The sequence below is a fragment of the Nocardioides marinquilinus genome, from assembly GCF_039543705.1.
Taxonomy (GTDB): domain Bacteria; phylum Actinomycetota; class Actinomycetes; order Propionibacteriales; family Nocardioidaceae; genus Nocardioides; species Nocardioides marinquilinus.
This window is the reverse complement of the sequence record NZ_BAABKG010000002.1, coordinates 154452-176182: the sequence shown is the minus strand read 5'-3', so window position 1 is coordinate 176182 and position 21731 is coordinate 154452. Positions and strand designations below refer to the sequence as shown.

Below are 21731 nucleotides of genomic sequence, written 5' to 3'. Positions count from 1 at the left end.
GCGGGCCTTTGCGGTGAGCGGGAGGTCGTGGGCGGTCATCACACGTTCACCGCCAGCAGGGCCGCGGCGACGATGAGGACGCCGACGAGCACGGAGAGGGCGTAGGAGCGGACGTAGCCGGTCTGCACCTTGCGCAGCTGGCCGCCGATCGCCTTGACCGCCGCGCCGCCGCCCATGAAGGAGCCGTCGGCGCCGGCGCGGTCGAAGGCGAATAGGCCGGCGACGAGCCGCTGTCCGGGACGGACGACGACGCCGTCGTTGATGGCGTCGCCGTAGAGGTCGTTGCGCGCTGCCGTGGTGACGAACGAGACGTCGGTGGGCGCGGTGCGCGGCACCTCGCGCTTCTGGTAGAGCAGGAAGGCGAGCGCGACGCCGGCGGCGACCACCAGGACGACGATCAACGTGATCACGATGGCGGGCACCGGCAGCTCGTGGTGCTCCTCGGGCCCGGTGACCGGCTCGAGCCAGTGCACGATCCAGCTGCCGAGCAGCAGGACACCGCCGAGCACCGAGAGCGCGGCCAGCACGACCAGCGGGAAGGTCATGACCTTCGGCGACTCGTGCGGGTGGACGTCGCGCTCCCACCGCTTGGAGGAGAAGAACGTCATCAGCATCAGCCGGGTCATGTAGAAGCCGGTGACGCCGGCACCCACCAGGGCGCACGCGCCGACGAGCAGGTTGTCGGCGATGGCGACCTCGATGATCTTGTCCTTCGACCAGAACCCGGAGAACCCGGGGAAGCCGATGATGGCGAGGTAGCCCATCGCGAAGGTCAGGAACGTCACCGGCATCATCTTGTTCAGCGCGCCGTAGTGGCGCATGTCGACGTCGTCGTTCATGCCGTGCATGACCGAGCCGGCGCCGAGGAACATGTTGGCCTTGAAGAAGCCGTGGGTCAGCAGGTGGAAGATCGCGAAGGCGTAGCCCGCGGTGCCGAGGCCGGCACCGAGCATCATGTAGCCGATCTGGCTCATCGTGGAGCCGGCGAGGGCCTTCTTGATGTCGTCCTTCGCGCAGCCGATGACCGCGCCCCACAGCAGCGTGACGACGGCGACGACGACCACGGCGGTCTGCGCGTCGGGGGCCCGCTCGAAGACGAAGTTGGAGCGGACGACCAGGTAGACGCCGGCGGTGACCATGGTGGCGGCGTGGATGAGCGCCGAGACCGGGGTCGGGCCCTCCATCGCGTCGAGCAGCCAGGCCTGCAGCGGCACCTGGGCCGACTTGCCGCAGGCGCCGACGAGCAGCAGCACGCCGAGGGCGGTCATCGTCGACTCGGACGCCTCGCCCGCCACGGCGCTGATGCCGCTGAAGCTGGTGGTGCCGAAGGTGACGAAGGCCAGGAAGATCGCGGTGACCATGCCCATGTCACCGACGCGGTTGATGACGAAGGCCTTCTTGGCGGCCTTGGCGGCCGACGGCTTGTGCTGCCAGAACCCGATGAGCAGGTAGGACGCCAGGCCGACGCCCTCCCAGCCGAGGAACAGGCCGAGGTAGTTCTCGGCCATGACCAGCAGCAGCATCGCGGCGACGAAGAGGTTGAGGTAGCCGAAGAACCGGCGCCGGCGCGGGTCGTGCTCCATGTAGCCGATGGAGTAGACGTGGATGAGCGAGCCGACGCCGGTGATCAGCAGCAGGAAGACGATGGTGAGCGGGTCGACGAGCAGGTCCATGCCGACGTCGAGGCCGCCGACCTGGATCCAGTCGTAGAGGTGCTGGCCGACCTGGCGCTCCTCCTCGCCGCGTCCGAGGAGCGCGAAGAACATCGCGACGGACAGGACGAAGGAGCCGACCGGCATCGCGGTGCCGAGCAGGTGGCCCCACTTGTCGGTGGCACGACCGCCGAGCAGCAGGACGGCGGCGCCCGCCAGCGGCAGGGCGATGACCAGCCACATCAGGCTGAAGACGCCGTCGGCGCTGCCCGGCTCGACGACCGGGACCTCGGCCGCGGCTTGGATCAGAAACATGTGCGGGTGGTCCCTTTCAGAACTTCAGCAGGCTCGCGTCGTCGACCGAGGCCGAGCGGCGGGTGCGGAAGATGGTCATGATGATGGCCAGTCCGACGACCACCTCGGCTGCGGCCACGACCATGACGAAGAACGCCGCGACCTGGCCGTCGAGGTTGCCGTGCTGCTTGGCGAAGGTCACCAGCGCGAGGTTGCAGGCGTTGAGCATCAGCTCGACGCACATGAAGACCACGATCGCGTTGCGCCGCACCAGCACGCCGACGGCGCCGATGGTGAACAGGATCGAGGACAAGACGATGTACTCGGTCATCTAGGCACCCGGGCCCTTCTCGACGTCCTCGGTGGTGCTGGCGGGGGCGCCCGAGATGCCGCCGGTGTTCGGGCGGGCCGCGGGGTCCTCGCCGAGCTGCCGCTTGAGCTGCTCGATGTCGTCGGCCATCGCCGGCGCGGAGCGCACGGTGCCGCGCGCGGCGAGCACCCGCGAGACCGAGGACTCGGCCGCGGTGCCGTCGGGCAGCAGCGCCGGGGTGTCGACGGCGTTGTGGCGGGCGTAGACGCCGGGCGAGGGCAGCGGGCCGAGCGGCTTGCCGCGCTCGGCGTAGTCGCGCACGCGCTGGGCGGCCCGGTCGGCCTGCGAGACGCGCGGGCTGAGCCGCTCGCGGTGGGCCAGCACCATCGCGCCCACGGCCGCGGTGATCAGCAGGGCGCTGGTGACCTCGAAGGCGAAGACGTAGCGGGAGAAGATCAGGTTGGCCAGGCCCTGGATGTTGCCCTCGCTGTTGGCGACGCCGAGGCCGACCGCCGAGCCGAGGGTGATCTGGCCGAGGCCCAGCAGCAGCAGCAGGCCGAGCAGCAGGCCGCCGACGGTGGCGAGCACGCGCTGGCCCTTGATGGTCTCCACGACCGAGTCGGCGGAGTCGACGCCGATCAGCATCACCACGAAGAGGAACAGCATCAGGATGGCGCCGGTGTAGACGATGATCTGCACCGCGAACAGGAAGGGCGCCTCGAGGCCGGCGTAGAGCGCGGCGAGGCTGACCATCACCACGGCCAGCAGCAGCGCCGCGTGGACGGCCTTGCGCACGAACAGGATGCCGAGCGCGGCGGCGACCATGATCGGCGCGAGGATCCAGAACCCGACCATCAGGACTCCCCTCCCGTGCTCGACGGAGCCGACGGCGCTGCCGGGGTGACACCGCCGAGGCCGCCACGGTAGTAGTCGCCCTCGTCGAAGCCCTCGTGCATCGCGTGCGGCGGCGAGGCCATGCCGGGCAGCAGCGGCGCGAGCAGGTCGGACTTCTCGTAGATGAGGTCGGCGCGGTTGTCGTCGGCCAGCTCGTACTCGTTGGTCATCGTCAGCGCCCGCGTGGGGCACGCCTCGATGCACAGCCCGCACAGGATGCAGCGCAGGTAGTTGATCTGGTAGACGCGGCCGTAGCGCTCACCCGGGCTGAACCGACCGCTGTCGGCGTCGTCGGTGGGCCCGTCGTGGTTCGACGCACCCTCGACGTAGATCGCGTCGGCCGGGCACGCCCAGGCGCACAGCTCGCAGCCGATGCACTTCTCGAGGCCGTCGGGCCAGCGGTTCAGCTGGTGACGGCCGTGGAAGCGGGGAGCGGTGGGCTCCTTCTCGAAGGGGTACTGCTCGGTGACCACCTTCTTGAACATCGTGCGGAACGTGACGCCGAAGCCGGCGACGGGGTCCCACAGCTGCTCCTTGAGCGACTTGGACTCGCTCTGGGCCTTCTTCGGCCGTGGCTGCTCGGCCATCAGCCCTCCTCACCGGACACGGTCGCGCCCGCGGTCGTTCGAGTGGGGTGGTCGAAGGTCAGCGGCACCGCGGCACCACGGACGGCGCCGCCGGCCGGCATGGGCGGCGTCGGGAACGCGTGCTCGCGCGGCGGCGCGTCGGCGTCCACCGTCTCGTCGTCGTCGCCCGAGGGCCCGAAGAACAGCACGAGCAGGAGGACGGCGAGGATCGCGCCGATGACGAACGGGAAGTTGTCGGACTGGAACCAGTCCTCGGTGCGGGCGACGCGCAGCGTGGCGACCGCGACGATCCAGGCCAGCGAGATCGGGATGAGGACCTTCCAGCCGAAGGCCATGAACTGGTCGTAGCGCAGTCGCGGCAGCGACCCGCGCAGCCAGATGAAGATGAAGATGAAGAACAGCATCTTGCCGAAGAACCAGATCATCGGGACGTAGCCCTCGTTGGCGCCCGCCCAGACCTCGTCGATCCAGAACGGCGCGCGCCAGCCGCCGAGGAACAGCGTCGTGGCCAGCGCCGAGACGGTGGCCATGTTGATGTACTCGGCGAGGAAGAACAGGGCGAACTTGATCGAGCTGTACTCGGTGTGGAAGCCGCCGACCAGCTCGCCCTCGGCCTCGGGGAGGTCGAAGGGCGCGCGGTTGGTCTCGCCGACCATCGCGATGCAGTAGATGAGGAACGAGGGGATCAGCAGGACGCCGAACCACCAGTCCTCCTGCGCGGCGACGATCTCGGACGTCGACATCGAGCCGGCGTAGAGGAAGACCGCGACGAGCGCGAGGCCCATCGCGACCTCGTAGGAGATCATCTGGGCGCTCGAGCGCAGGCCGCCGAACAGCGAGTAGGTCGAGCCGCTCGACCAGCCGCCGAGCACGATGCCGTAGATGCCGATCGAGGCGATGGCCATCACGAACAGCACCGCGACGGGCATGTCGGTCAGCTGCAGCGGGGTGCGCTCGCCGAACATCGTCACCTCGGGCCCGAACGGGATCACCGAGAAGGTCACGAAGGCCGGGATGACGGCCAGCAGCGGGGCCAGCACGAAGACGACCTTGTCGGCCGCCTTGGGGAGGATGTCCTCCTTGAACATCAGCTTCGCGCCGTCGGCCAGCGACTGCAGCAGGCCGAAGGGGCCGTGCACGTTGGGGCCGATGCGGTGCTGCATGCGCGCGACGACGCGGCGCTCCCACCAGATGTTGAACAGGGTGAGCAGCACCAGCAGGACGAAGATCGCCAGCACCTTGATGATGACGATCCACCAGACGTCCTGGCCGAAGCCGACCACGGACTCGGTGGCGAGCGGCGCGAGCGAGCCGGTCATGAGGCGTCCCCTCCGGTGACGGTGACCCGGGTGCCGGGCGAGGCGAGGTCGGTGAGCAGGCCCTGGCCGGTGGAGTTCGCCGGCAGCCAGACGACGCCGTCGACGAGGTCGTCGGCGATCTCGGCGGGCAGGGTGAGCGAGCCGCGGTCACCGGTGACGGTGACGGCGGGGCCGCAGGCGTCGAAGACCGCGCGGCCGACGCGCGCCACCGGTGGCCGGGCGGTGGCGGCGAGGTGCTTGTCGCCGGCCTGCATGGTGCCGCGGTCGAGCATGAGCTTCCAGCTCGACAGCGCGAGGCCGTGGGGCTTGCCACCGCCGGCGGCCGGGGCGCTCACCGGCTGCAGCCGGGCCCGCTCGCCGTCCCAGGCACCGAGCTCCTCGAGCTGCTCCCAGACCTCGGCGACGGTGCGGAAGCCGAGCGGGCGGCCCTGACCGAGTCGCGCGAGCTCGTCGGCGACGCCGGAGAGCACCCGCAGGTCGGGCAGCGAGCCGGGGTTGGACAGCACGGCGTCGAAGGGTCGCACGCGACCCTCCCAGTTGACGAACGAGCCCGCCTTGTCGGTGACCGGCGCCACCGGGAAGACGACGTCGGCCGCCTCGGTGACCTCGGTGGCGCGCTGCTCGAGCGCGACCACGAACGACGCCCGGGCCAGCGCGGCCCGGAAGGCGGCGGGGTCGGCGGTGTCGGCGGGGTCGACGCCCCCGACGACGAGACCGGCGAGGTCGCCGGCGCCGAGCGCGGCCACGATGGCGTCGGCGTCGCGGCCGGGCGCCTCGGGCAGCGCGGGCACGCCCCAGGTGGTGGCGGCGTCGACGCGCGCCGCGGCGTCGGCCACGGGCCGGCCGCCGGGCAGCAGGTTGGGCAGGCAGCCGGTCTCGACGGCGCCCCGGTCACCGGCGCGACGCGGCACCCAGGCCAGCCGCGCGCCACTGGCGGCCGCCAGCTCGGCGGCGGCCGTCAGCGCACCCGGCACCGTGGCGAGCCGCTCGCCGACCATGACCACGCTGTGCTGGTCGAGGCGCCCGGCCTCGACGAGCGAGCGCAGCGCGGCGGGCTCGTCGCCCGGCGCGGTGGGCAGCAGGGTGCCGTTCATCTTGGTCAGGCCGCGGGTGGTGAACGGCGCCACGGCCAGCACCTGCAGGCCGTGCTGCCGGGCCGCCTTGCGCAGCCGCAGGAAGATCGCGCCGGCCTCGTCCTCGGGCTCCAGGCCCACGAGGACTACGGTGCCGGCGGTCTCGAGGTCGCCGTAGGTGACCGCTCCCCCGCCGGGTCCGGTGGCCACGACGTGGGCGGCCAGGAAGTCGGCCTCCTCGGCCGAGTGCGGCCGGGCGCGGAAGTCGACGTCGTTGGTGCCGAGCGCCACGCGGGCGAACTTGGCGTAGGCGAAGGCGTCCTCGCCGGTGAGCCGGCCGCCGGGCAGCACGCCCACGCCGCCGGCGTCGACGGCGGCCTTGAGGCCGCGCGCCGCGACGGCGAACGCCTCGACCCAGGACGCCGGCCGCAGGCTGCCGTCGGTGTCGCGGACCTGCGGGTAGGTGATGCGGTCGGGCTCGGTGGCGTAGGTGAAGGCGAAGCGGTCCTTGTCGGTGATCCACTCCTCGTTCACGTCGGGGTCGTCACCGGCGAGACGGCGCATCACCTTGCCGCGGCGGTGGTCGACGCGGATGGCGGAGCCGCACGCGTCGTGCTCGGCCACCGACGGGCTCGAGACGAGGTCGTAGGGCCGCGAGCGGAACCGGTAGGACTCCGAGGTCAGCGCGCCCACGGGGCAGATCTGGATCGTGTTGCCCGAGAAGTAGGACAGGAACGGCGCGTTCTCGGCGATGCCGATCTGCTGCTGGGCGCCGCGCTCGACCAGGGCGATGAACGGGTCGCCGGGGATCTCCTCGGCGAAGCGGGTGCAGCGCTGGCACACGATGCAGCGCTCGCGGTCGAGCAGCACCTGCGGGCTCAGGTTGATCGGCTTGGGGAAGGTGCGCTTGACGCCGCCCGCGCCCGAGCCGACGAAGCGCGACTCGCCGCGGCCGTTGCTCATGGCCTGGTTCTGCAGCGGGCACTCGCCGCCCTTGTCGCAGACCGGGCAGTCGAGCGGGTGGTTGACCAGCAGGAACTCCATGACGCCCTGCTGCGCCTTGTCGGCGACCTCGCTGGTGGCCTGGGTGTTGACCACCATGCCGTCGGCGACCGGCAGCGTGCAGGAGGCCTGCGGCTTGGGGAAGCCGCGGCCGTTGCCGGCGTCGGGGACGTCGACCAGGCACTGCCGGCACGCGCCGACGGGCGCGAGCAGCGGGTGGTCGCAGAACCGGGGGATCTGGACGCCGATCTGCTCGGCCGCGCGGATCACCAGGGTGTCCTTGGCGACCTCGGTCTGGATGCCGTCGATCGTGACCGTGACGGTCTCGACCTTCTGCGGGGTGGTGGTCACTGCGTCACGCTCCGGCGGTGGCGAGCCGCCCGGCCCACGCGGTGGAGGCCGCGGGGTCGAAGGGACAGCCGCCGTGGGTCAGGTGGGCGAGGTACTCGTCGCGGAAGTACTGGATCGAGCTGGAGATCGGGCTGGTCGCGCCGTCGCCGAGCGCGCAGAACGACCGCCCGAGGATGTTGTCGCACTGGTCGAGCAGGAGGTCGAGGTCGGCCTCGCTGCCCTGGCCGCGCTCGAGCGCCGCCAGGGTCTGCACCAGCCACCACGTGCCCTCGCGGCACGGGGTGCACTTGCCGCACGACTCGTGCTTGTAGAACTCGGTCCAGCGCAGCACGGCGCGCACGACGCAGGTGGTCTCGTCGAACAGCTGCAGCGCGCGGGTGCCGAGCATCGAGCCGGCCTCGCCGACGCCCTCGAAGTCGAGGGGGACGTCGAGGTGCTCGGCGGTGAGGATCGGCGTGCTCGAGCCGCCCGGCGTCCAGAACTTCAGCTCGTGGCCCTCGCGCATGCCGCCGGCGAGGTCGATGAGCTCGCGCAGCGTGATGCCGAGCGGCGCCTCGAACTGGCCGGGGTTCTTCACGTGGCCGGAGAGGGAGAAGATGCCGAAGCCCTTGGACTTCTCGGTGCCCATCGAGGCGAACCAGTCGGCGCCGTGCTCGACGATGCTCGGCACCGAGGCGATCGACTCGACGTTGTTGATGACCGTCGGGCAGGCGTAGAGGCCGGCCACGGCCGGGAACGGCGGGCGCAGCCGGGGCTGGCCGCGGCGTCCCTCGAGGCCCTCGAGCAGCGCGGTCTCCTCGCCGCAGATGTAGGCGCCCGCACCGGCGTGGACGACGACGTCGAGGTCGTAGCCCGAGCCGTGGATGTTCGTGCCGAGGTGGCCGGCGGCGTAGGCCTCGGCGACCGCGGCCTGCACCCGGCGGATGACGTGGAGGATCTCGCCGCGCACGTAGATGAAGGCCTTGTTCGCGCGGATGGCGAACGAGCTGATGATGACGCCCTCGACGAGCACGTGGGGGTTGCCCATCATCAGCGGGGTGTCCTTGCAGGTGCCCGGCTCGGACTCGTCGGCGTTGACGACGAGGTACTTGGGCTTGGGGATGTCCTGCGGGATGAAGGACCACTTCATGCCGGTCGGGAAGCCCGCGCCGCCGCGGCCGCGCAGGCCGGAGTCCTTGACCGCCGCGATGATGTCGTCGGGCTTCATGCCCAGCGCCTTGTCGAGCGCCCGGTAGCCGCCGCGCTCCTCGTAGGCGGCGAGCTTCCAGCCCTGCTCGACGTCCCAGAGGTCGGTCAGGACCGGGGTGAGGGGGGCGATCTGGGTCTGGCTCACTGGGCCTCCTCCTTGTCGGCCGCCGCCTCGCCGGTCGGGGCCTCCTCCTCGACGGCCGCCTGCTCGGCGACGTCGTCGTCGGACTCCTTCGCGCCGGCGACCTTCTGCTCCGGCTCCTCGGGGACGCCGGCCCCGATCGCCGCGCTGTCGTCGGCGTCGTCGCCGCCGTCGGGCGCCGTCCAGCCGCGCTCGCGCGCCAGGCGCAGGCCGAGCAGGCTGGCCTCACCGGCGCCCGGACCCTCGTCGGCACGGCCGTCGGGGAAGCCGGCGAGCACGCGCTCGGCCTCACGCCAGGTGCACAGGCGGGCGCCGCGGGTGGAGCGGACCTCGGTGCCGGCGCGCAGGTCGTCGACCAGCTGCACCGCGGACTCCGGGGTCTGGTTGTCCATGAACTCCCAGTTGACCATCACGACCGGGGCGTAGTCGCACGCCGCGTTGCACTCCACGTGCTCGAGGGTGATCGAGCCGTCGTCGGTGGTCTCGTCGTTGCCGACGTCGAGGTGGTCCTTGAGGCGGGTGAAGATCTCGTCGCCGCCCATGACCGCGCACAGCGTGTTGGTGCAGACACCGACGTGGTAGTCACCGACGGGGCGGCGCTTGTACATCGTGTAGAAGGTCGCGACGCCGCTGACGTCGGCGGCCGACAGCTCGAGCAGGTCGGCGCAGACCTCGATGCCCTCGGGGGTGACGCGGCCCTGCACCGACTGCAGCAGGTGCAGCATCGGCAGCAGGCCCGAGCGCTTCTCGGGGTAGCGGGCGGCGATCTCGCGCAGCTCGGCGATCGTGCTGTCGTCGAAGCCGTGGGCCTGGATCTCTTGCGTCATCGGTCGACGCCTCCCATGACGGGGTCGATGGAGGCGATGGCGACGATGACGTCGGCCACCTGGCCGCCCTCGCTCATCACGCTGGTCGCCTGCAGGTTGGTGAAGCTGGGGTCGCGGAAGTGGGCGCGGAAGGGCCGGGTGCCGCCGTCGGAGACGAGGTGGGCGCCCAGCTCGCCGCGCGGCGACTCGACCGGCACGTAGGCCTGTCCGGGCGGCACGCGGAAGCCCTCGGTGACCAGCTTGAAGTGGTGGATCAGCGCCTCCATCGACTCGCCCATGATGTGGCGGATGTGGTCGAGGCTGTTGCCCATGCCGTCGCTGCCGATGGCCAGCTGGCTCGGCCAGGCGATCTTCTTGTCGGCGATCATCACCGGCTGGCCCTCCATGAGGGCGAGGCGGTTGAGGGTCTGCTCGACGATGCGCAGCGACTCCCACATCTCGTTCAGCCGGATGCGGAAGCGGCCGTAGGCGTCGGCGGTGTCCCACGTCTGGACGTCGAAGTCGTAGGTCTCGTAGCCGCAGTAGGGCTGGGTCTTGCGCAGGTCCCACGGGTAGCCGGTGCTGCGGAGCACGGGCCCGGACAGGCCGAGCGCGAGGCAGCCCTCGAGGTCGAGGTGGCCGACGTCCTCGAGGCGGGCGCGGAAGATCGGGTTGGCGTTGCACAGCGCGGCGTACTCCGGCAGCCGCTTCTTCATCAGCTCGATGAAGTCGCGGATCTCCCCCACCGCACCGGGCGGGAGGTCCTGCGCGACGCCGCCGGGGCGGATGAAGGCGTGGTTCATGCGCAGGCCGGTGATCAGCTCGAACAGGTCGAGCACGAGCTCGCGCTCGCGGAAGCCGATCGTCATCACGGTCAGCGCGCCGATCTCCATGCCGCCGGTGGCGATGGCCACCAGGTGGGAGGAGATGCGGTTGAGCTCCATGAGGAGCACCCGCATGACGGTGGCCTTCTCGGGGATCTGGTCCTCGATGTCGAGCAGCCGCTCGACGCCGAGGGCGTAGCTGGCCTCGTTGAACAGCGGCGAGAGGTAGTCCATGCGGGTGCAGAAGGTGGTGCCCTGCACCCAGGAGCGGAACTCCATGTTCTTCTCGATGCCGGTGTGCAGGTAGCCGATGCCGCAGCGGGCCTCGGTGACCGTCTCGCCCTCGATCTCGAGGATCAGCCGCAGCACGCCGTGGGTGGAGGGGTGCTGGGGCCCCATGTTCACCACGACGCGCTCCTCAACCGCGCCCTCGCCGGAGGCCAGGCCCTCGACGATCTCGTCCCAGTCGCGACCGCTGACGGTGAAGACGCGGCCCTCGGTGGTCTCGCTCGAGCCGGCGTAGATGTCGTGCTGGTCGGTCGTCATCGCTTCACACCCATCTCCTGGCCGCTCTCGTGGCCGCCCATCAGTTGTAGGACCTGCGCTGGTCGGGCGGCGGGATGGTGCCGCCCTTGTACTCGACCGGGATGCCGCCGAGCGGGTAGTCCTTGCGCTGCGGGTGGCCGGGCCAGTCGTCGGGCATCAGGATGCGCGTGAGCGCGGGGTGGTCGTCGAAGACGATGCCGAACATGTCGTAGGTCTCGCGCTCGTGCCAGTCGGCCGTGGGGTAGGTCGCCACGACCGAGGGGAGGTGCGGGTCGTCGTCCGGGACGGCGACCTCGAGCCGGACGCGCCGGTTGTAGGTCATCGAGAGCAGGTGGTAGACGGCGTGCAGCTCGGCGCCGGCGTCGTCGGGGTAGTGCACGCCGCTGACGCCGGAGAGGAACTCGAAGCGCAGGCTCGGGTGGTCGCGCAGGTGGCGGACGACGGCCGTGAGGTCCTCACGGCGCACGTGGAAGGTGATCTCGCCGCGGTGGACGACGACGCGGTGCAGCGGCACGCTCTGCTCGAGCGCGTCGGCGACCTCGTCGAACCAGCCGCCGTAGGGGCGCTGGGCCGCGCCCGGGAAGACGATCGGGGCCACCAGGCCGCCGTAGCCGCTGGTGTCGCCGGTGCCGCGCACGCCGAACATGCCGGTGCGGGCGCCGACGGCGCGCACCTCGGCGTCGGGGGTCCCGGTGGTGGCGGGGACCTTCTCCTCGCCCTGGTCGGGTCCGGTGGTCTTGTCCTCATCGGCCACGGGTGGTCACCTCATCAGGCCCTTCAGCTCGGACGTCGGGAGCGCGGCCAGGGCGGCGTTCTCGCGCTCCTCGATCTCACGGACCCGGTTCGCGCCGAGCTTGGAGTGCTGCACCTGGTCGTGCAGCTTGAGGATCGCGTCGATGAGCATCTCCGGCCGCGGCGGGCAGCCGGGCAGGTACATGTCGACGGGGACGACGTGGTCGACGCCCTGCACGATCGCGTAGTTGTTGAACATGCCGCCGCTGCTCGCGCACACGCCCATGGCGAGCACCCACTTGGGGTTGGCCATCTGGTCGTAGATCTGCCGCAGCACCGGCGCCATCTTCTGGCTGACCCGGCCGGCGACGATCATCAGGTCGGCCTGGCGCGGGCTGGCGCGGAAGACCTCCATGCCGAAGCGGGCGAGGTCGTACTTCGGGCCGCCGCTCGTCATCATCTCGATCGCGCAGCAGGCCAGGCCGAACGTGGCCGGCCAGAAGCTGGCCTTGCGCATGTAGCCGCTGAGCCCCTCGACGGTGGTGAGCAGCACACCGGACGGGAGCTTCTCCTCGATACCCATTACCAACCTCCAGGTGAGGGCCGCGAGGCGCGCGCTCCGCCGAGGCGGAGGAGCGAGGGCGACCTGTAGAGCGGAGCGGTCGTCGAGCGACGACAACGCGGGCGGGGTGCGTGCATCGTGGCCCTCAGTCCCAGTCGAGGCCGCCGCGGCGCCACACGTAGGCGTAGGCGACGAAGACGGTGAGGATGAAGATGACCATCTCGACCAGCCCGAACAGCGCCATCGCGTCGAAGTGCACGGCCCAGGGGTAGAGGAAGATGATCTCGATGTCGAAGACGATGAACAGCATCGCGGTGATGTAGTACTTCACCGGGATGCGACCGCCGCCCACCGGCTGCGGGGTGGGCTCGATGCCGCACTCGTAGGAGTCGAGCTTGGCTCGGTTGTAGCGCTTGGGCCCGATGAAGTAGCTGGCGGCGATCGAGCCGACGGCGAAGGCCGCCGCCAGTCCCGCCAGCACCAGGACCGGGATGTAGATGCCCATCGGTCGCATATCCCTTCTCGCGAGGGCCGGACTTGTGGCTTTGTGAACGCAATCACGAGGCCCGCGCAGCGCCCATACTGCCACTCGCCGCGGTCTGCGTCACACCCAGGGGGAGCCCGCAAAACCGGTTCTGACCTGCGTATTTAACCCACGTTCACGTGACCTAATTGGACGACGTCCACCCGGCTCGTGTCGCACCCTCCCGCGCGGGGTCCCCGCCGTCTACGCTGACGCCCGGCCTGGGACCCACGACGAGCAGGAGGTGCGGATGGCCACGCTCACCGCGCACAAGAAGGTGCTGCACGCCGACCTCGGCGGCGACAGCGTCCGCGCCGCCCAAGGCTCGATGGTGGCCTACCAGGGCAACCTCGAGTTCAAGCACGCCGGCATGGGCGGCGGCGGTGGCTTCCGGGCCGCGCTGAAGCAGAAGGTGGCCGGCGAGTCGATCACGCTGATGGAGGTCAAGGGCACCGGCCGCGCCTACCTCGCGCAGGACGCCCTCGACGTCACCGTCGTCCGGCTCGAGAACGACAGGCTCACCGTCGAGTCCGAGCACATCCTGGCCGTCACCGAGGGCCTCAAGCTCGACGTCCAGTTCGCCGGCCTGCGCGGGATGACGAGCGGCCAGGGGCTGGCCACGACCACCGTCTCGGGCTCCGGGCAGTGCGCCATCATGAGCGACGGGCCGATGATCCCGCTGGCCGTCGGGCCGGGCATGCCGCTGGTCGTCGACCCCGACGCCTACGTGGCCGGCACCGGTCAGCTGCAGATGAGCCTGGTCTCCGGCGTCTCGTGGCGCAGCCTCGTGGGCGACGGCGGGGGCGAGCCGTTCAGCCTGCGGTTCGAGGGCCAGGGCACCGTCTACATCCAGCCCGCGGAGAGGTGACGGCGATGGCCTTCGAGCAGGTGAACAGCAAGGTCGTGCGCACCGACGTCGGCCCGGGCGGCGAGGTGATCGCCCGCCGCGGCGCGATGCTCGGCTACTCCGGCGGCGTCACGTTCCGGCCCATCAGCGGCGGCGGGGGCGTCGGCGGCATGGTGGGCCGCGCGATGGCCAGCGAGTCCGAGGCGATGATGGTCGCCGAGGGCCAGGGCAACGTCATCTACGGCTTCCGCGGCCTCTACGTCACCCTCCTCGAGCTGGCGAACGAGACGCTGACCGTCGAGGCCGACCGGCTGCTGGCGCACCACGCCAACCTGCAGACCTCGGTCGAGATGATCGGGCAGGGCGGCATCCGGCAGGCGGTGCGCGGCGCCGTCTCGGGCCAGGGGCTGTTCACCACCAAGATCATGGGCAGCGGCTCGGTGGCCCTGCTCTCGCACGGTGGCACCGTCGAGCTCGAGGTGACCGGCGAGACGATCGGCGTCGACCCCCAGGCCTACGTGGGCCACGTCGGCCCGCTCAACGTCGACCTCAAGGCCAGCGTCGGCATCCGCGACGTCGTCGGCCGCGGCTCGGGCGAGGCCCTCCAGCTGCACGTGTCCGGCCACGGACGCGTCTACATCCAGGCATCGGAGAAGAAGTTTCGATGATCGACATGACCGGCGGCTCGACCGTCTACGACGCCCAGTCGCTGCCGAGCGACGACAACATCAACGCCTACTCCTTCTGCATCGACCTCCACGGCGAGTGGTTCACGTCGAAGGGCGCGATGATCGCCTACTACGGCAACGTCGACTTCTCCGGCGTCTCGCAGTTCGCCTCGCGGGCGGCGTGGGTGGCGGCGCGGTTCTCCTCCCCGCTCTACACCCAGGACTGGGTGGTGGCCTCGGGCCAGGGCAAGCTCGTCATCGGCGACCGCGGCAACGACATCAACTCCTACGACCTCGAGGCCGGCAACCTCACCATCAAGGCCTCGAACCTGCTGGCCTTCGAGACCGGGCTCGAGCTGAAGCAGTCGATCGTGCCGGGCTTCCTGGTGCTCATCGGCACCGGCAAGTTCCTCGCCTCCTCGAACGGGCCGGTCATCTTCGTCGAGCCGCCCTTCCGCGCCGACCCCGACGCGCTGCTCGGCTGGGCCGACTGCCCCTCCCCCTCGCAGCACTACGACCACAACTGGATGGCCCAGTCGTTCATGGCCGGGCTGACCTCGTTCTTCGGTCGCGAGTCGGGCGAGGAGCGGCAGTACGACTTCACCGGCGCGGGCACGATCCTGCTGCAGTCCTCCGAGCTGCTCCGCGCCGACGGCGCCCTGCTGCGGCTGGTCGAGTCGCAGACCAACCTGCTCGACGCCAACTCCGCCGGCGCCCTCGGGCAGAAGCTGATCGCGCGCGCCCAGCAGCAATGACGCAGTCGATGCCCGAGGAACGAGGGCAGCGGCGTCGCGTCAGCAGGTCGAGCAAGCGACACGGGTGAGCTTGCGAACCCGTGCGAGCGTGTCGAGGCCACGCAAGCCGGTCTCGGGTCCGGACCCGGGTCGGCCTGGCCTCGGAAGGCCAGTGGTCTCGTCACGCGGTCGCGACCTCGTTCCTCGGTCGCGCGCTCGCTCGACCTGCGGGCCGTCAGCCCGGCGCTCGTTCCTCGCGCCGGGCTAGGCCCTTGCCCGGTGGAGCGTGACGGTGCCACCGGTGAGGTTGCGCCACTCGACGTCGCGCCAGCCGGCGTCGTCGATGATCGCGGCGAGGGCGGCCTGGTCGGGCCAGGCGCGGATCGACTCGGCGAGGTAGACGTAGGCGTCGGGTGAGCTCGAGACGGCGCGCGCGACGGTGGGCAGCGCGCGCATGAGGTACTCGGAGTAGACGACGCGGAACGGCGTCCACGTGGGGTGGCTGAACTCGCAGACCACCAGCCGCCCGCCCGGCTTGGTCACCCGGCGCATCTCGCGCAGCCCCGCCGCGGAGTCGACGATGTTGCGCAGGCCGAAGGAGATCGTGACGGCGTCGAAGGTGGCGTCGGCGAACGGCAGCCGCGTGGCGTCGCCGGCGGCGAAGTCGAGCGCGGGCCGCACCCGCTTGCCCTGCCGGAGCATGCCGAGGGAGAAGTCGCAGGCCACGACGCGGGCGCCGCGGTCCTGCAGCGGCTCGCTCGAGGTGCCGGTGCCGGCCGCGAGGTCGAGGACCCGCTCGCCCGGCTGCGGGTCGACGGCCTCGACCACCAGGCGGCGCCAGCGCCGGTCCTGCCCGAGGGAGAGCACGTCGTTGGTCACGTCGTAGCGCTTGGCGACGGCGTCGAACATGCGCTGAACGTCGGTCGGCTGCTTGTCGAGGTCGGCACGGGCCACGACCTCGACGCTAGTCGGCGCACCGTCGCTGCAACCAAATGCCTGGGGGTGGCGTCTCCATGGTGAACGATGAGCGCACGCCACACGCGTCACGTGCGCCCCATCAGCCCCACCCTCCCCCATGACGCTGCACACCAGGAAGCAGGCAGGACCCCCGCCATGAACATCGTCCGTCGTCTCACGCTCACCGTGGTCGTCGCTGGGCTCGTCGCCCTGGCCGTCTACGGGTTCGGCTGGTCCCAGGCAAACGCGGACGACGACCGCCGCGAGTCGGGGATCACCGGCCGCGCCGCCGGTGACGAGCCGCGGCCCGCGCCGTCCGACGAGCCCGCGTCCGCCACCGACCCGACCCCCACGCCCGACCCGACCTCCGAGCCCACCGTGCCGGCCGAGCAGCCGGAGCCCACCCAGGACCCGACGCTCGAGCCGACGCCCGAGCCGAAGCCGGCCGAGCCGGCCGAGCCCCGGCTGCAGCCCGGTCCGGCGCTGCTCTCGCCCGGCGACGACAACGCCGAGGTGCGCGAGCTGCAGGCCCGGCTGCGCCAGATCGACTGGTTCGAGGGCGACGTCACCGGCCTGTACGGCGACCTGACCACCGCGGCCGTCGAGGGCTTCCAGGCCAAGCGCGAGATCCCGGTGACCGGCGAGGTCGACCAGCGCACCATGGACCGGCTGCTCGCCATGACCACCGAGCCGACCGCCGCCGAGCTCGCCAACCAGCTGGGCGAGAACACCCCCGGCGCGCTCGACCCCCGCTGCACCACCGGCCGCGTGCTGTGCATCGACAAGACCAGCCGCACGCTGCGCTACGTCGTCGACGGCGCCGTCGTCCAGACCGTCGACGTGCGGTTCGGCTCGGAGTCGACCCCGACCCGCGAGGGTGCGTTCTCGGTGACCTACAAGGACGCCGACCACGTGTCGTCGCTCTACGGCTCGTCGATGCCCTACTCGATGTTCTTCTCCCGCGGCCAGGCCGTGCACTACTCCTCCGACTTCGCCTCGGTCGGCTACGCCGGGGCGTCCCACGGCTGCGTGAACGTGCGCGACTACGACGCCCTCGCCTCGCTCTACGACCAGGTGCAGGTCGGCGACCCGGTCATCGTCTACTGGTCCTGAGCCGCTCCGGACGTCGTCCGGCCCCACCGACCGGCGCGGGGCCCGGGGTCACCACGGTGAGTACGCTCGCCCGCGTGACCCTGGGTGCCCGCGCCGACCAGTCGGCGACCCCGCTGGTGGCCCGCACCGTCGCCGTGCCGGCCGAGCGCATCGGGGCCGCCGTCGACTCCCTCGTCGAGCTTCTGCCCGAGGCCGACCCCGTCGCCTGGCTGCGTCGCGGCGATGGTCTGGTCGGGTGGGGCGTCGCCGCCGCGCTGCGCGCCTCCGGCCCCGACCGGTTCGCCGAGGCCGACACCTGGTGGTCGGCCACCGCCGCCCGCGCCGTCGTCCGCGACGACGTCGAGGCGCCCGGCACCGGGCTGGTCTGCTTCGGCTCGTTCGCCTTCGCCGACCAGCCCGGCACCTCCACGCTCGTCGTCCCCGAGGTCGTCGTCGGACGCCGCGGCGACGTCGCCTGGGTCACCACCGTCTCGGCCTGGCTCGACCGGCTCGACGGGCTCGACGACGTGCTCACCGCCGCGACGCCGCTGCGGCCGCCGGTCGGCGTCCGGTTCGCCGACGGCCACCTCAACGGCGAGGCCTGGATGAGCGTGGTGGCCGACGCCGTCGCCCGCATCGGCGCCGGCGCGCTCGAGAAGGTGGTGCTGGCCCGCGACCTCGTCGCCACCACCGACGAGCCCGTCGACGTCCGCTGGCCGCTGCGGCGGCTGGCCGAGTCCTACCCGACGTGCTGGACCTTCCACGTCGACGGATTCTTTGGCGCCACGCCCGAGCTGCTGGTGCGTCGCGAGCGCGGCCTCGTGACCTCGCGCGTGCTGGCCGGCACCATCCGCCGCACCGGCGACGACGGGCGCGACCTCGCGCTCGCCGCCACGCTGGCCCGCTCCTCGAAGGACCTCGAGGAGCACGAGTACGCCGTCCGCTCGGTCGCCGAGGCGCTCGAGCCGCACTGCGGGTCGATGAACGTGCCCGAGGCGCCGTTCGTGCTGCACCTGCCCAACGTCATGCACCTGGCCACCGACCTCGCCGGCGTCGTCCACGACGCCGACACCGCGTCGTCGCTCGCGCTGGCCGCCTCGCTGCACCCCTCGGCCGCCGTGGGCGGCACGCCCTCGGGCACCGCGACCGCGCTGATCACCGAGCTCGAGGGGATGCCGCGCGGCCGCTTCGCCGGACCGGTCGGCTGGATGGCCGCCGACGGCGACGGCGAGTGGGGCATCGGCCTGCGCTCGGCGCAGGTGGAGGGCAGCGCGGTGCGGCTGTACGCCGGCTGCGGCATCGTCGCCGACTCCGACCCCGAGGCCGAGCTGGCCGAGTCGCAGGCCAAGTTCGTGCCCGTGCGCGACTCGCTGGGCTGCTGAGTCCGGGGCTGAGTCCGGGTTGGGTCCGGGGCTGGGTTCGGGGCTGGGTCCGGGGCTGGGTCCGGGGCTGGGTTCGGGGCTGGGTTCGGGGCTGGGTCGCGTCCGCCGCACCCGCCTCAGGGATACCCGGTCCACCGGGTGTCCCTGACGTTCTCGGGTGTTGCAACGCCCGAGAAGCGGAGGGAGAACCCGAGGAGGTCGGGCCTCAGGCGGGGGCCCAGCGGTCGAGCAGCGACCGGAAGCCGTCGGCGGCGACCCGGCGGGCGGCCTGCGACGACTCGACGTCGGGCTCGGGCTCGGCACCCACCCGGTCGGCGAGGTCGGCGGCGTCCACGGCGAGCCAGGTCTCGACGAACCGGCGCACCGGGTCGGGGACGGAACCCGTGCCGAGCTCGCGGGTGACCGCCTTGCGGGCCGTCAGCTCGTCGACGGCGGACCGGACGTCGGCGGGTGGCGGCGCCTGGTCGAACAGCTCGCCGAGGTTCATCGGCGGCACCGGCGGCGTCCCGGCGTCCCCGCCCCTGGTCGCCGCCATCCAGTGCAGCACCGCGCACGGCCGCAGGGCGTAGAAGATCCCCTTGAGCCGCGTCTCCGCGCCGGCGGCCGCGCCCGAGCGCTCCCACTGGCCGGCGGCCAGGTGCTGGTAGTGCCGCGCGGTCGCGGCGCGCTGTGCGACCCGCTCGACCACCGCGAGCAGGTCGTCGCGGAAGGCGGGGTCGCCGTCGTAGACGATCGGGAGCGCAGCCACTCCCCCACCGTCGCGTTGCCGGCCGTGGCCAGCCGCACCGCCTTGACCAGGTCCCAGCCGTTGACGTCGAAGACGGCGTCGAGCGGCGTCTCTACGACGTCGCGCGGCGGCCACGGGTCGAGGTAGGCGGCGACCGGGCGCACGAACAGGAAGCGGCAGTCGTAGTCGCTGTCGGGCGAGGGGAAGCCCCAGGCCCGGCTGCCGCTCTCGATGGCCCACGGCACGCGGACGCCGTGGGCCGTCGCCACCTCGGCCAGGCGGCGGTCGACCTCGGCGACGACGTCGGGCGCCATCCCCTCGGCGAGCGCTCGCACGGGCTCAGGCCAGGTCGGCGCCGTCGGGCAGCCGCTCGAAGCTCAGCCCGAGCGGCTCGGTGACCAGGCGCTGCATGTGGCCCTGGACCATCTGCAGGGCGACGTCGCTGTAGACCCGGTCGTGGATGGCGAGGTTGCGCGGGGCGCCCACCTCCCGCACGAAGTCGACGGCCTCCCCGACCTTGAGCCACGGGGCCGAGACCGGCGCGAGCAGCAGGTCGACCGGCTCGCCGGGCGCGGTGAGGGCGTCGCCGGGGTGGTAGACGCGCTGGTCGCCGAGACGCAGCAGGTAGCCGGAGTTGTCGAAGCGCGGCAGGTCGGGGTGGATGACGGCGTGCCGCTCGCCCACCACGCTGACCGCGAAGCCGACGTCGAGGTCGTCGCCGGGGGTGACCACGTGGAGCCGGTCGGCGAGGTCGGGCGCCTCCTCGCGGATGACGGCCGCCACCGCCTCGATCGTGTGGATCGTCGCGCCGGCCGCGCGCAGGTGGTCGGCGTCGTAGTGGTCGGCGTGCTGGTGGGTGATCAGCACGTGGTCGGCGCCCTCGACCGCCTCGCGCTCGGTGAACCCGCCCGGGTCGAGGACGACGCGCACCCCGGCGTGCTCGACGCGGACGCAGGCGTGGCCGAACTTGGTGAGCCTCATGCCTCCGAACCTAGCCCCGGAGCAGCGGCGGCCGGCCCGGTCCGGCGCACGAACCGAGCGATCGCACGGAACAGGACGTACCCGGGCCCCACCCCGCGCACGAACCGTGCGATCGCACGGAACAGGACGTACCCGGGCCCCACCCCGCGCACGAACCGAGCGATCGCACGGGACGGGCCACGGTCGGGCCCCGGGTGGATCAGCGCACGGACGTCGGGTCGAGCACGTGCTCGAGGTCGGCGACGGCGCCGACCAGCACCCCGCGGGTGTCTACCCGCGGGCCCTCCTCGACGTCGGCGACCACGCAGGTGACGTTGTCCTTGCCGCCGGCGGCGAGCGCGGCCTCGACGAGCGCGTCGGCGGCGTCGTCGCGCTCGCCCGCGAGCAGCTCGGCCAGGCGGTCGTCGTCCACGAGGTCGCTGAGTCCGTCGCTGCACAGCAGCAGCCGGTCGCCGACAGCGAGGTCGACGTAGCCGAGGTCGGGGTCGAGGGGCTCGTCGCCGCTGCCGAGCGAGCGCAGCACGATGTTGGCGAACGGCGAGTGGCGCGCCTCCTCCGGCGTCATGCGGCCGGCGTCGACGAGCGCCTGCACCAGCGTGTGGTCGCGGGTGAGCCGGCTCAGCGCGCCGTCGCGCAGCAGGTAGGCCCGTGAGTCGCCGAGCTGCAGCAGGCCGAAGCGCTCGCCGTCGCTCTGGACGGCGGTCAGGGTGGTGCCCATGCCGGCGCGGGCCGGGTCGGTGGCCGCGCCCGCCCGCAGCTGGGCGGCGGCCTGCTCGACGGCCCGGGCGAGCAGCTGGACGGGGTCGTCGTCGCGGCCGAGCATCGAGAGCGCCGAGGCGACGTAGGTGGCGGTGGACGAGGCCACCTCGCCGGCCGCGGCGCCACCGACGCCGTCGGCGACGATCAGCAGGTAGGGCCCGCCGAAGGCGGAGTCCTCGTTGTTGTCGCGGACCAGGCCGACGTGGCTGCGAGCCGCGGCGACGAACCGGTACATGGGCCGCATCCTGCCAGCCCCGCGGCGTCCGCGACCTAGCATCGCGCTGTGGACGCACTGTCGATCGAGGTGCGCCCGGCCGGCCTCGGCGACGTCGACGCGCTGGTCGAGCTGCACCGCGCCTGCTGGGTCGAGGCCTACACCGACCTGATGCCGCCCGGCGCGGTCGACCGCGTCTTCGCCGACCCCGAGCGGCTGCGCCGCCGGCGGGTGGAGCAGATCGCCGACCCCGCCCGCACCATGCTGCTGGCCGTCGTGGACGACGCGCTCGTCGGCTTCGCCGCGTCGGGTCCGCCGCGTCACGACGACCCGCCGGCGCCGCTCGAGCTGTATGCCGTCTACGCCCGCGCCGCGACGTGGGGCCGCGGCGTCGGGCCCGCGCTGCTCGCCGCCGCGGTCGGCGCGCGGCCGGCGTACCTGTGGGTGCTGGAGGGCAACGACCGGGCCGTCGCGTTCTACCGCCGGCACCGCTTCGCACCGGACGGCGCGACCGACGAGCGGCCCGAGGGCCGGGTGCTGCGGATGACGCGCCGGTAGCGGTGTC

Annotated in this window: 21 protein-coding genes and 1 pseudogene; 6 read left to right on the top strand and 16 right to left on the bottom strand. The window is 72.1% G+C overall.

Translation table 11 applies throughout. The annotated features are described in order from the left end of the window. Positions 1-38 precede the first annotated feature (38 nt). The 12 genes from nuoL to ABEA04_RS06820 all read right to left on the bottom strand — a co-directional run bounded on the left by nuoL (position 39) and on the right by ABEA04_RS06820 (position 12787). The gene (gene nuoL / locus ABEA04_RS06875; RefSeq protein WP_345456082.1) at positions 39-1967 is read right to left on the bottom strand and encodes an NADH-quinone oxidoreductase subunit L; all 1929 of its coding nucleotides are present in this window, start codon (positions 1965-1967) and stop codon (positions 39-41) included. 16 nt (positions 1968-1983) lie between these two features. After that, positions 1984-2277 (bottom strand): NADH-quinone oxidoreductase subunit NuoK, encoded by a 294-nt coding sequence (gene nuoK / locus ABEA04_RS06870; RefSeq protein ID WP_345456080.1) that lies wholly within the window; start codon positions 2275-2277, stop codon positions 1984-1986. Then, the gene (locus ABEA04_RS06865) at positions 2278-3111 is read right to left on the bottom strand and encodes an NADH-quinone oxidoreductase subunit J (protein WP_345456078.1); all 834 of its coding nucleotides are present in this window, start codon (positions 3109-3111) and stop codon (positions 2278-2280) included. Further along, the gene (gene nuoI, locus ABEA04_RS06860) at positions 3111-3737 is read right to left on the bottom strand and encodes an NADH-quinone oxidoreductase subunit NuoI (protein WP_345456076.1); all 627 of its coding nucleotides are present in this window, start codon (positions 3735-3737) and stop codon (positions 3111-3113) included. Before nuoI ends, ABEA04_RS06865 begins: the two co-directional genes overlap by 1 nt. Beyond that, on the bottom strand, positions 3737-5056 hold the full coding sequence (gene nuoH / locus ABEA04_RS06855; protein ID WP_345456074.1) for an NADH-quinone oxidoreductase subunit NuoH: 1320 nt from the start codon (positions 5054-5056) through the stop codon (positions 3737-3739). Before nuoH ends, nuoI begins: the two co-directional genes overlap by 1 nt. Further along, positions 5053-7482 (bottom strand): NADH-quinone oxidoreductase subunit G, encoded by a 2430-nt coding sequence (locus ABEA04_RS06850; RefSeq protein ID WP_345456072.1) that lies wholly within the window; start codon positions 7480-7482, stop codon positions 5053-5055. Before ABEA04_RS06850 ends, nuoH begins: the two co-directional genes overlap by 4 nt. 4 nt (positions 7483-7486) lie before the next feature. Continuing rightward, complete coding sequence (gene nuoF / locus ABEA04_RS06845) at positions 7487-8815, bottom strand: NADH-quinone oxidoreductase subunit NuoF (protein ID WP_425576994.1); 1329 nt, start codon at positions 8813-8815, stop codon at positions 7487-7489. Then, positions 8812-9639 (bottom strand): NADH-quinone oxidoreductase subunit NuoE, encoded by an 828-nt coding sequence (nuoE, locus tag ABEA04_RS06840; RefSeq protein WP_345456071.1) that lies wholly within the window; start codon positions 9637-9639, stop codon positions 8812-8814. The genes nuoF and nuoE overlap by 4 nt, the downstream gene beginning before the upstream one ends. Then, on the bottom strand, positions 9636-10988 hold the full coding sequence (locus ABEA04_RS06835) for an NADH-quinone oxidoreductase subunit D (RefSeq protein ID WP_345456069.1): 1353 nt from the start codon (positions 10986-10988) through the stop codon (positions 9636-9638). Before ABEA04_RS06835 ends, nuoE begins: the two co-directional genes overlap by 4 nt. Before the next feature lie 40 nt (positions 10989-11028). Further along, positions 11029-11742, bottom strand: coding sequence for an NADH-quinone oxidoreductase subunit C (locus tag ABEA04_RS06830; protein ID WP_345456067.1), 714 nt, complete (start codon positions 11740-11742; stop codon positions 11029-11031). 6 nt (positions 11743-11748) lie between these two features. Next, on the bottom strand, positions 11749-12303 hold the full coding sequence (locus tag ABEA04_RS06825) for a NuoB/complex I 20 kDa subunit family protein (RefSeq protein WP_345456065.1): 555 nt from the start codon (positions 12301-12303) through the stop codon (positions 11749-11751). Positions 12304-12427: 124 nt separating this feature from the next. Then, the gene (locus tag ABEA04_RS06820; RefSeq protein ID WP_345456062.1) at positions 12428-12787 is read right to left on the bottom strand and encodes an NADH-quinone oxidoreductase subunit A; all 360 of its coding nucleotides are present in this window, start codon (positions 12785-12787) and stop codon (positions 12428-12430) included. A gap of 268 nt (positions 12788-13055) precedes the next feature. Here ABEA04_RS06820 and ABEA04_RS06815 point away from each other — a divergent pair, with 268 nt between their 5' ends. Genes ABEA04_RS06815 through ABEA04_RS06805 form a run of 3 tightly spaced genes read left to right on the top strand, consistent with a single transcriptional unit; the run spans position 13056 to position 15075 of the window. Continuing rightward, the gene (locus tag ABEA04_RS06815; RefSeq protein WP_345456060.1) at positions 13056-13673 is read left to right on the top strand and encodes an AIM24 family protein; all 618 of its coding nucleotides are present in this window, start codon (positions 13056-13058) and stop codon (positions 13671-13673) included. 5 nt (positions 13674-13678) lie between these two features. Then, on the top strand, positions 13679-14320 hold the full coding sequence (locus tag ABEA04_RS06810) for an AIM24 family protein (RefSeq protein ID WP_345456058.1): 642 nt from the start codon (positions 13679-13681) through the stop codon (positions 14318-14320). Beyond that, positions 14317-15075, top strand: coding sequence for an AIM24 family protein (locus ABEA04_RS06805; RefSeq protein WP_345456056.1), 759 nt, complete (start codon positions 14317-14319; stop codon positions 15073-15075). The genes ABEA04_RS06810 and ABEA04_RS06805 overlap by 4 nt, the downstream gene beginning before the upstream one ends. A gap of 243 nt (positions 15076-15318) precedes the next feature. On the opposite strand, the gene ABEA04_RS06800 is transcribed toward ABEA04_RS06805, so the two are convergent. Next, a complete protein-coding gene (locus ABEA04_RS06800; RefSeq protein WP_345456054.1) occupies positions 15319-16008 on the bottom strand; it encodes a demethylmenaquinone methyltransferase in 690 nt (229 codons plus the stop codon). A 159-nt stretch (positions 16009-16167) separates the two neighbouring features. On the opposite strand from ABEA04_RS06800, the gene ABEA04_RS06795 reads away from it, so the two are divergent. Both ABEA04_RS06795 and ABEA04_RS06790 read left to right on the top strand, forming a co-directional pair. After that, positions 16168-17124 (top strand): L,D-transpeptidase family protein, encoded by a 957-nt coding sequence (locus ABEA04_RS06795; protein WP_345456052.1) that lies wholly within the window; start codon positions 16168-16170, stop codon positions 17122-17124. Between the two features lie 74 nt (positions 17125-17198). Further along, on the top strand, positions 17199-18485 hold the full coding sequence (locus ABEA04_RS06790; RefSeq protein ID WP_425576993.1) for an isochorismate synthase: 1287 nt from the start codon (positions 17199-17201) through the stop codon (positions 18483-18485). A 205-nt stretch (positions 18486-18690) separates the two neighbouring features. Here ABEA04_RS06790 and ABEA04_RS06785 read toward each other — a convergent pair. From ABEA04_RS06785 to ABEA04_RS06775, 3 genes and pseudogenes are all read right to left on the bottom strand, one after another. Beyond that, positions 18691-19526, bottom strand: a pseudogene (locus tag ABEA04_RS06785) (nucleotidyltransferase domain-containing protein). 25 nt (positions 19527-19551) lie between these two features. Then, on the bottom strand, positions 19552-20193 hold the full coding sequence (locus tag ABEA04_RS06780; protein WP_345456050.1) for an MBL fold metallo-hydrolase: 642 nt from the start codon (positions 20191-20193) through the stop codon (positions 19552-19554). A gap of 199 nt (positions 20194-20392) precedes the next feature. After that, positions 20393-21187: a PP2C family protein-serine/threonine phosphatase gene (locus ABEA04_RS06775; protein WP_345456049.1), complete on the bottom strand. Its 795-nt coding sequence runs from the start codon at positions 21185-21187 to the stop codon at positions 20393-20395. Positions 21188-21235: 48 nt separating this feature from the next. Here ABEA04_RS06775 and ABEA04_RS06770 point away from each other — a divergent pair, with 48 nt between their 5' ends. Then, the gene (locus tag ABEA04_RS06770; protein ID WP_345456048.1) at positions 21236-21724 is read left to right on the top strand and encodes a GNAT family N-acetyltransferase; all 489 of its coding nucleotides are present in this window, start codon (positions 21236-21238) and stop codon (positions 21722-21724) included. Positions 21725-21731 lie beyond the last annotated feature (7 nt).

Coding starts and splice junctions, on each gene's coding strand:
- nuoL (WP_345456082.1), bottom strand. CDS start 1,967: ATGTTTCTGATCCAAGCCGCGGCCGAGGTCCCGGTCGTCGAGCCGGGC.
- nuoK (WP_345456080.1), bottom strand. CDS start 2,277: ATGACCGAGTACATCGTCTTGTCCTCGATCCTGTTCACCATCGGCGCC.
- ABEA04_RS06865 (WP_345456078.1), bottom strand. CDS start 3,111: ATGGTCGGGTTCTGGATCCTCGCGCCGATCATGGTCGCCGCCGCGCTC.
- nuoI (WP_345456076.1), bottom strand. CDS start 3,737: ATGGCCGAGCAGCCACGGCCGAAGAAGGCCCAGAGCGAGTCCAAGTCG.
- nuoH (WP_345456074.1), bottom strand. CDS start 5,056: ATGACCGGCTCGCTCGCGCCGCTCGCCACCGAGTCCGTGGTCGGCTTC.
- nuoE (WP_345456071.1), bottom strand. CDS start 9,639: ATGACGCAAGAGATCCAGGCCCACGGCTTCGACGACAGCACGATCGCC.
- ABEA04_RS06835 (WP_345456069.1), bottom strand. CDS start 10,988: ATGACGACCGACCAGCACGACATCTACGCCGGCTCGAGCGAGACCACC.
- ABEA04_RS06825 (WP_345456065.1), bottom strand. CDS start 12,303: ATGGGTATCGAGGAGAAGCTCCCGTCCGGTGTGCTGCTCACCACCGTC.
- ABEA04_RS06820 (WP_345456062.1), bottom strand. CDS start 12,787: ATGGGCATCTACATCCCGGTCCTGGTGCTGGCGGGACTGGCGGCGGCC.
- ABEA04_RS06815 (WP_345456060.1), top strand. CDS start 13,056: ATGGCCACGCTCACCGCGCACAAGAAGGTGCTGCACGCCGACCTCGGC.
- ABEA04_RS06810 (WP_345456058.1), top strand. CDS start 13,679: ATGGCCTTCGAGCAGGTGAACAGCAAGGTCGTGCGCACCGACGTCGGC.
- ABEA04_RS06805 (WP_345456056.1), top strand. CDS start 14,317: ATGATCGACATGACCGGCGGCTCGACCGTCTACGACGCCCAGTCGCTG.
- ABEA04_RS06795 (WP_345456052.1), top strand. CDS start 16,168: ATGAACATCGTCCGTCGTCTCACGCTCACCGTGGTCGTCGCTGGGCTC.
- ABEA04_RS06780 (WP_345456050.1), bottom strand. CDS start 20,193: ATGAGGCTCACCAAGTTCGGCCACGCCTGCGTCCGCGTCGAGCACGCC.
- ABEA04_RS06775 (WP_345456049.1), bottom strand. CDS start 21,187: ATGTACCGGTTCGTCGCCGCGGCTCGCAGCCACGTCGGCCTGGTCCGC.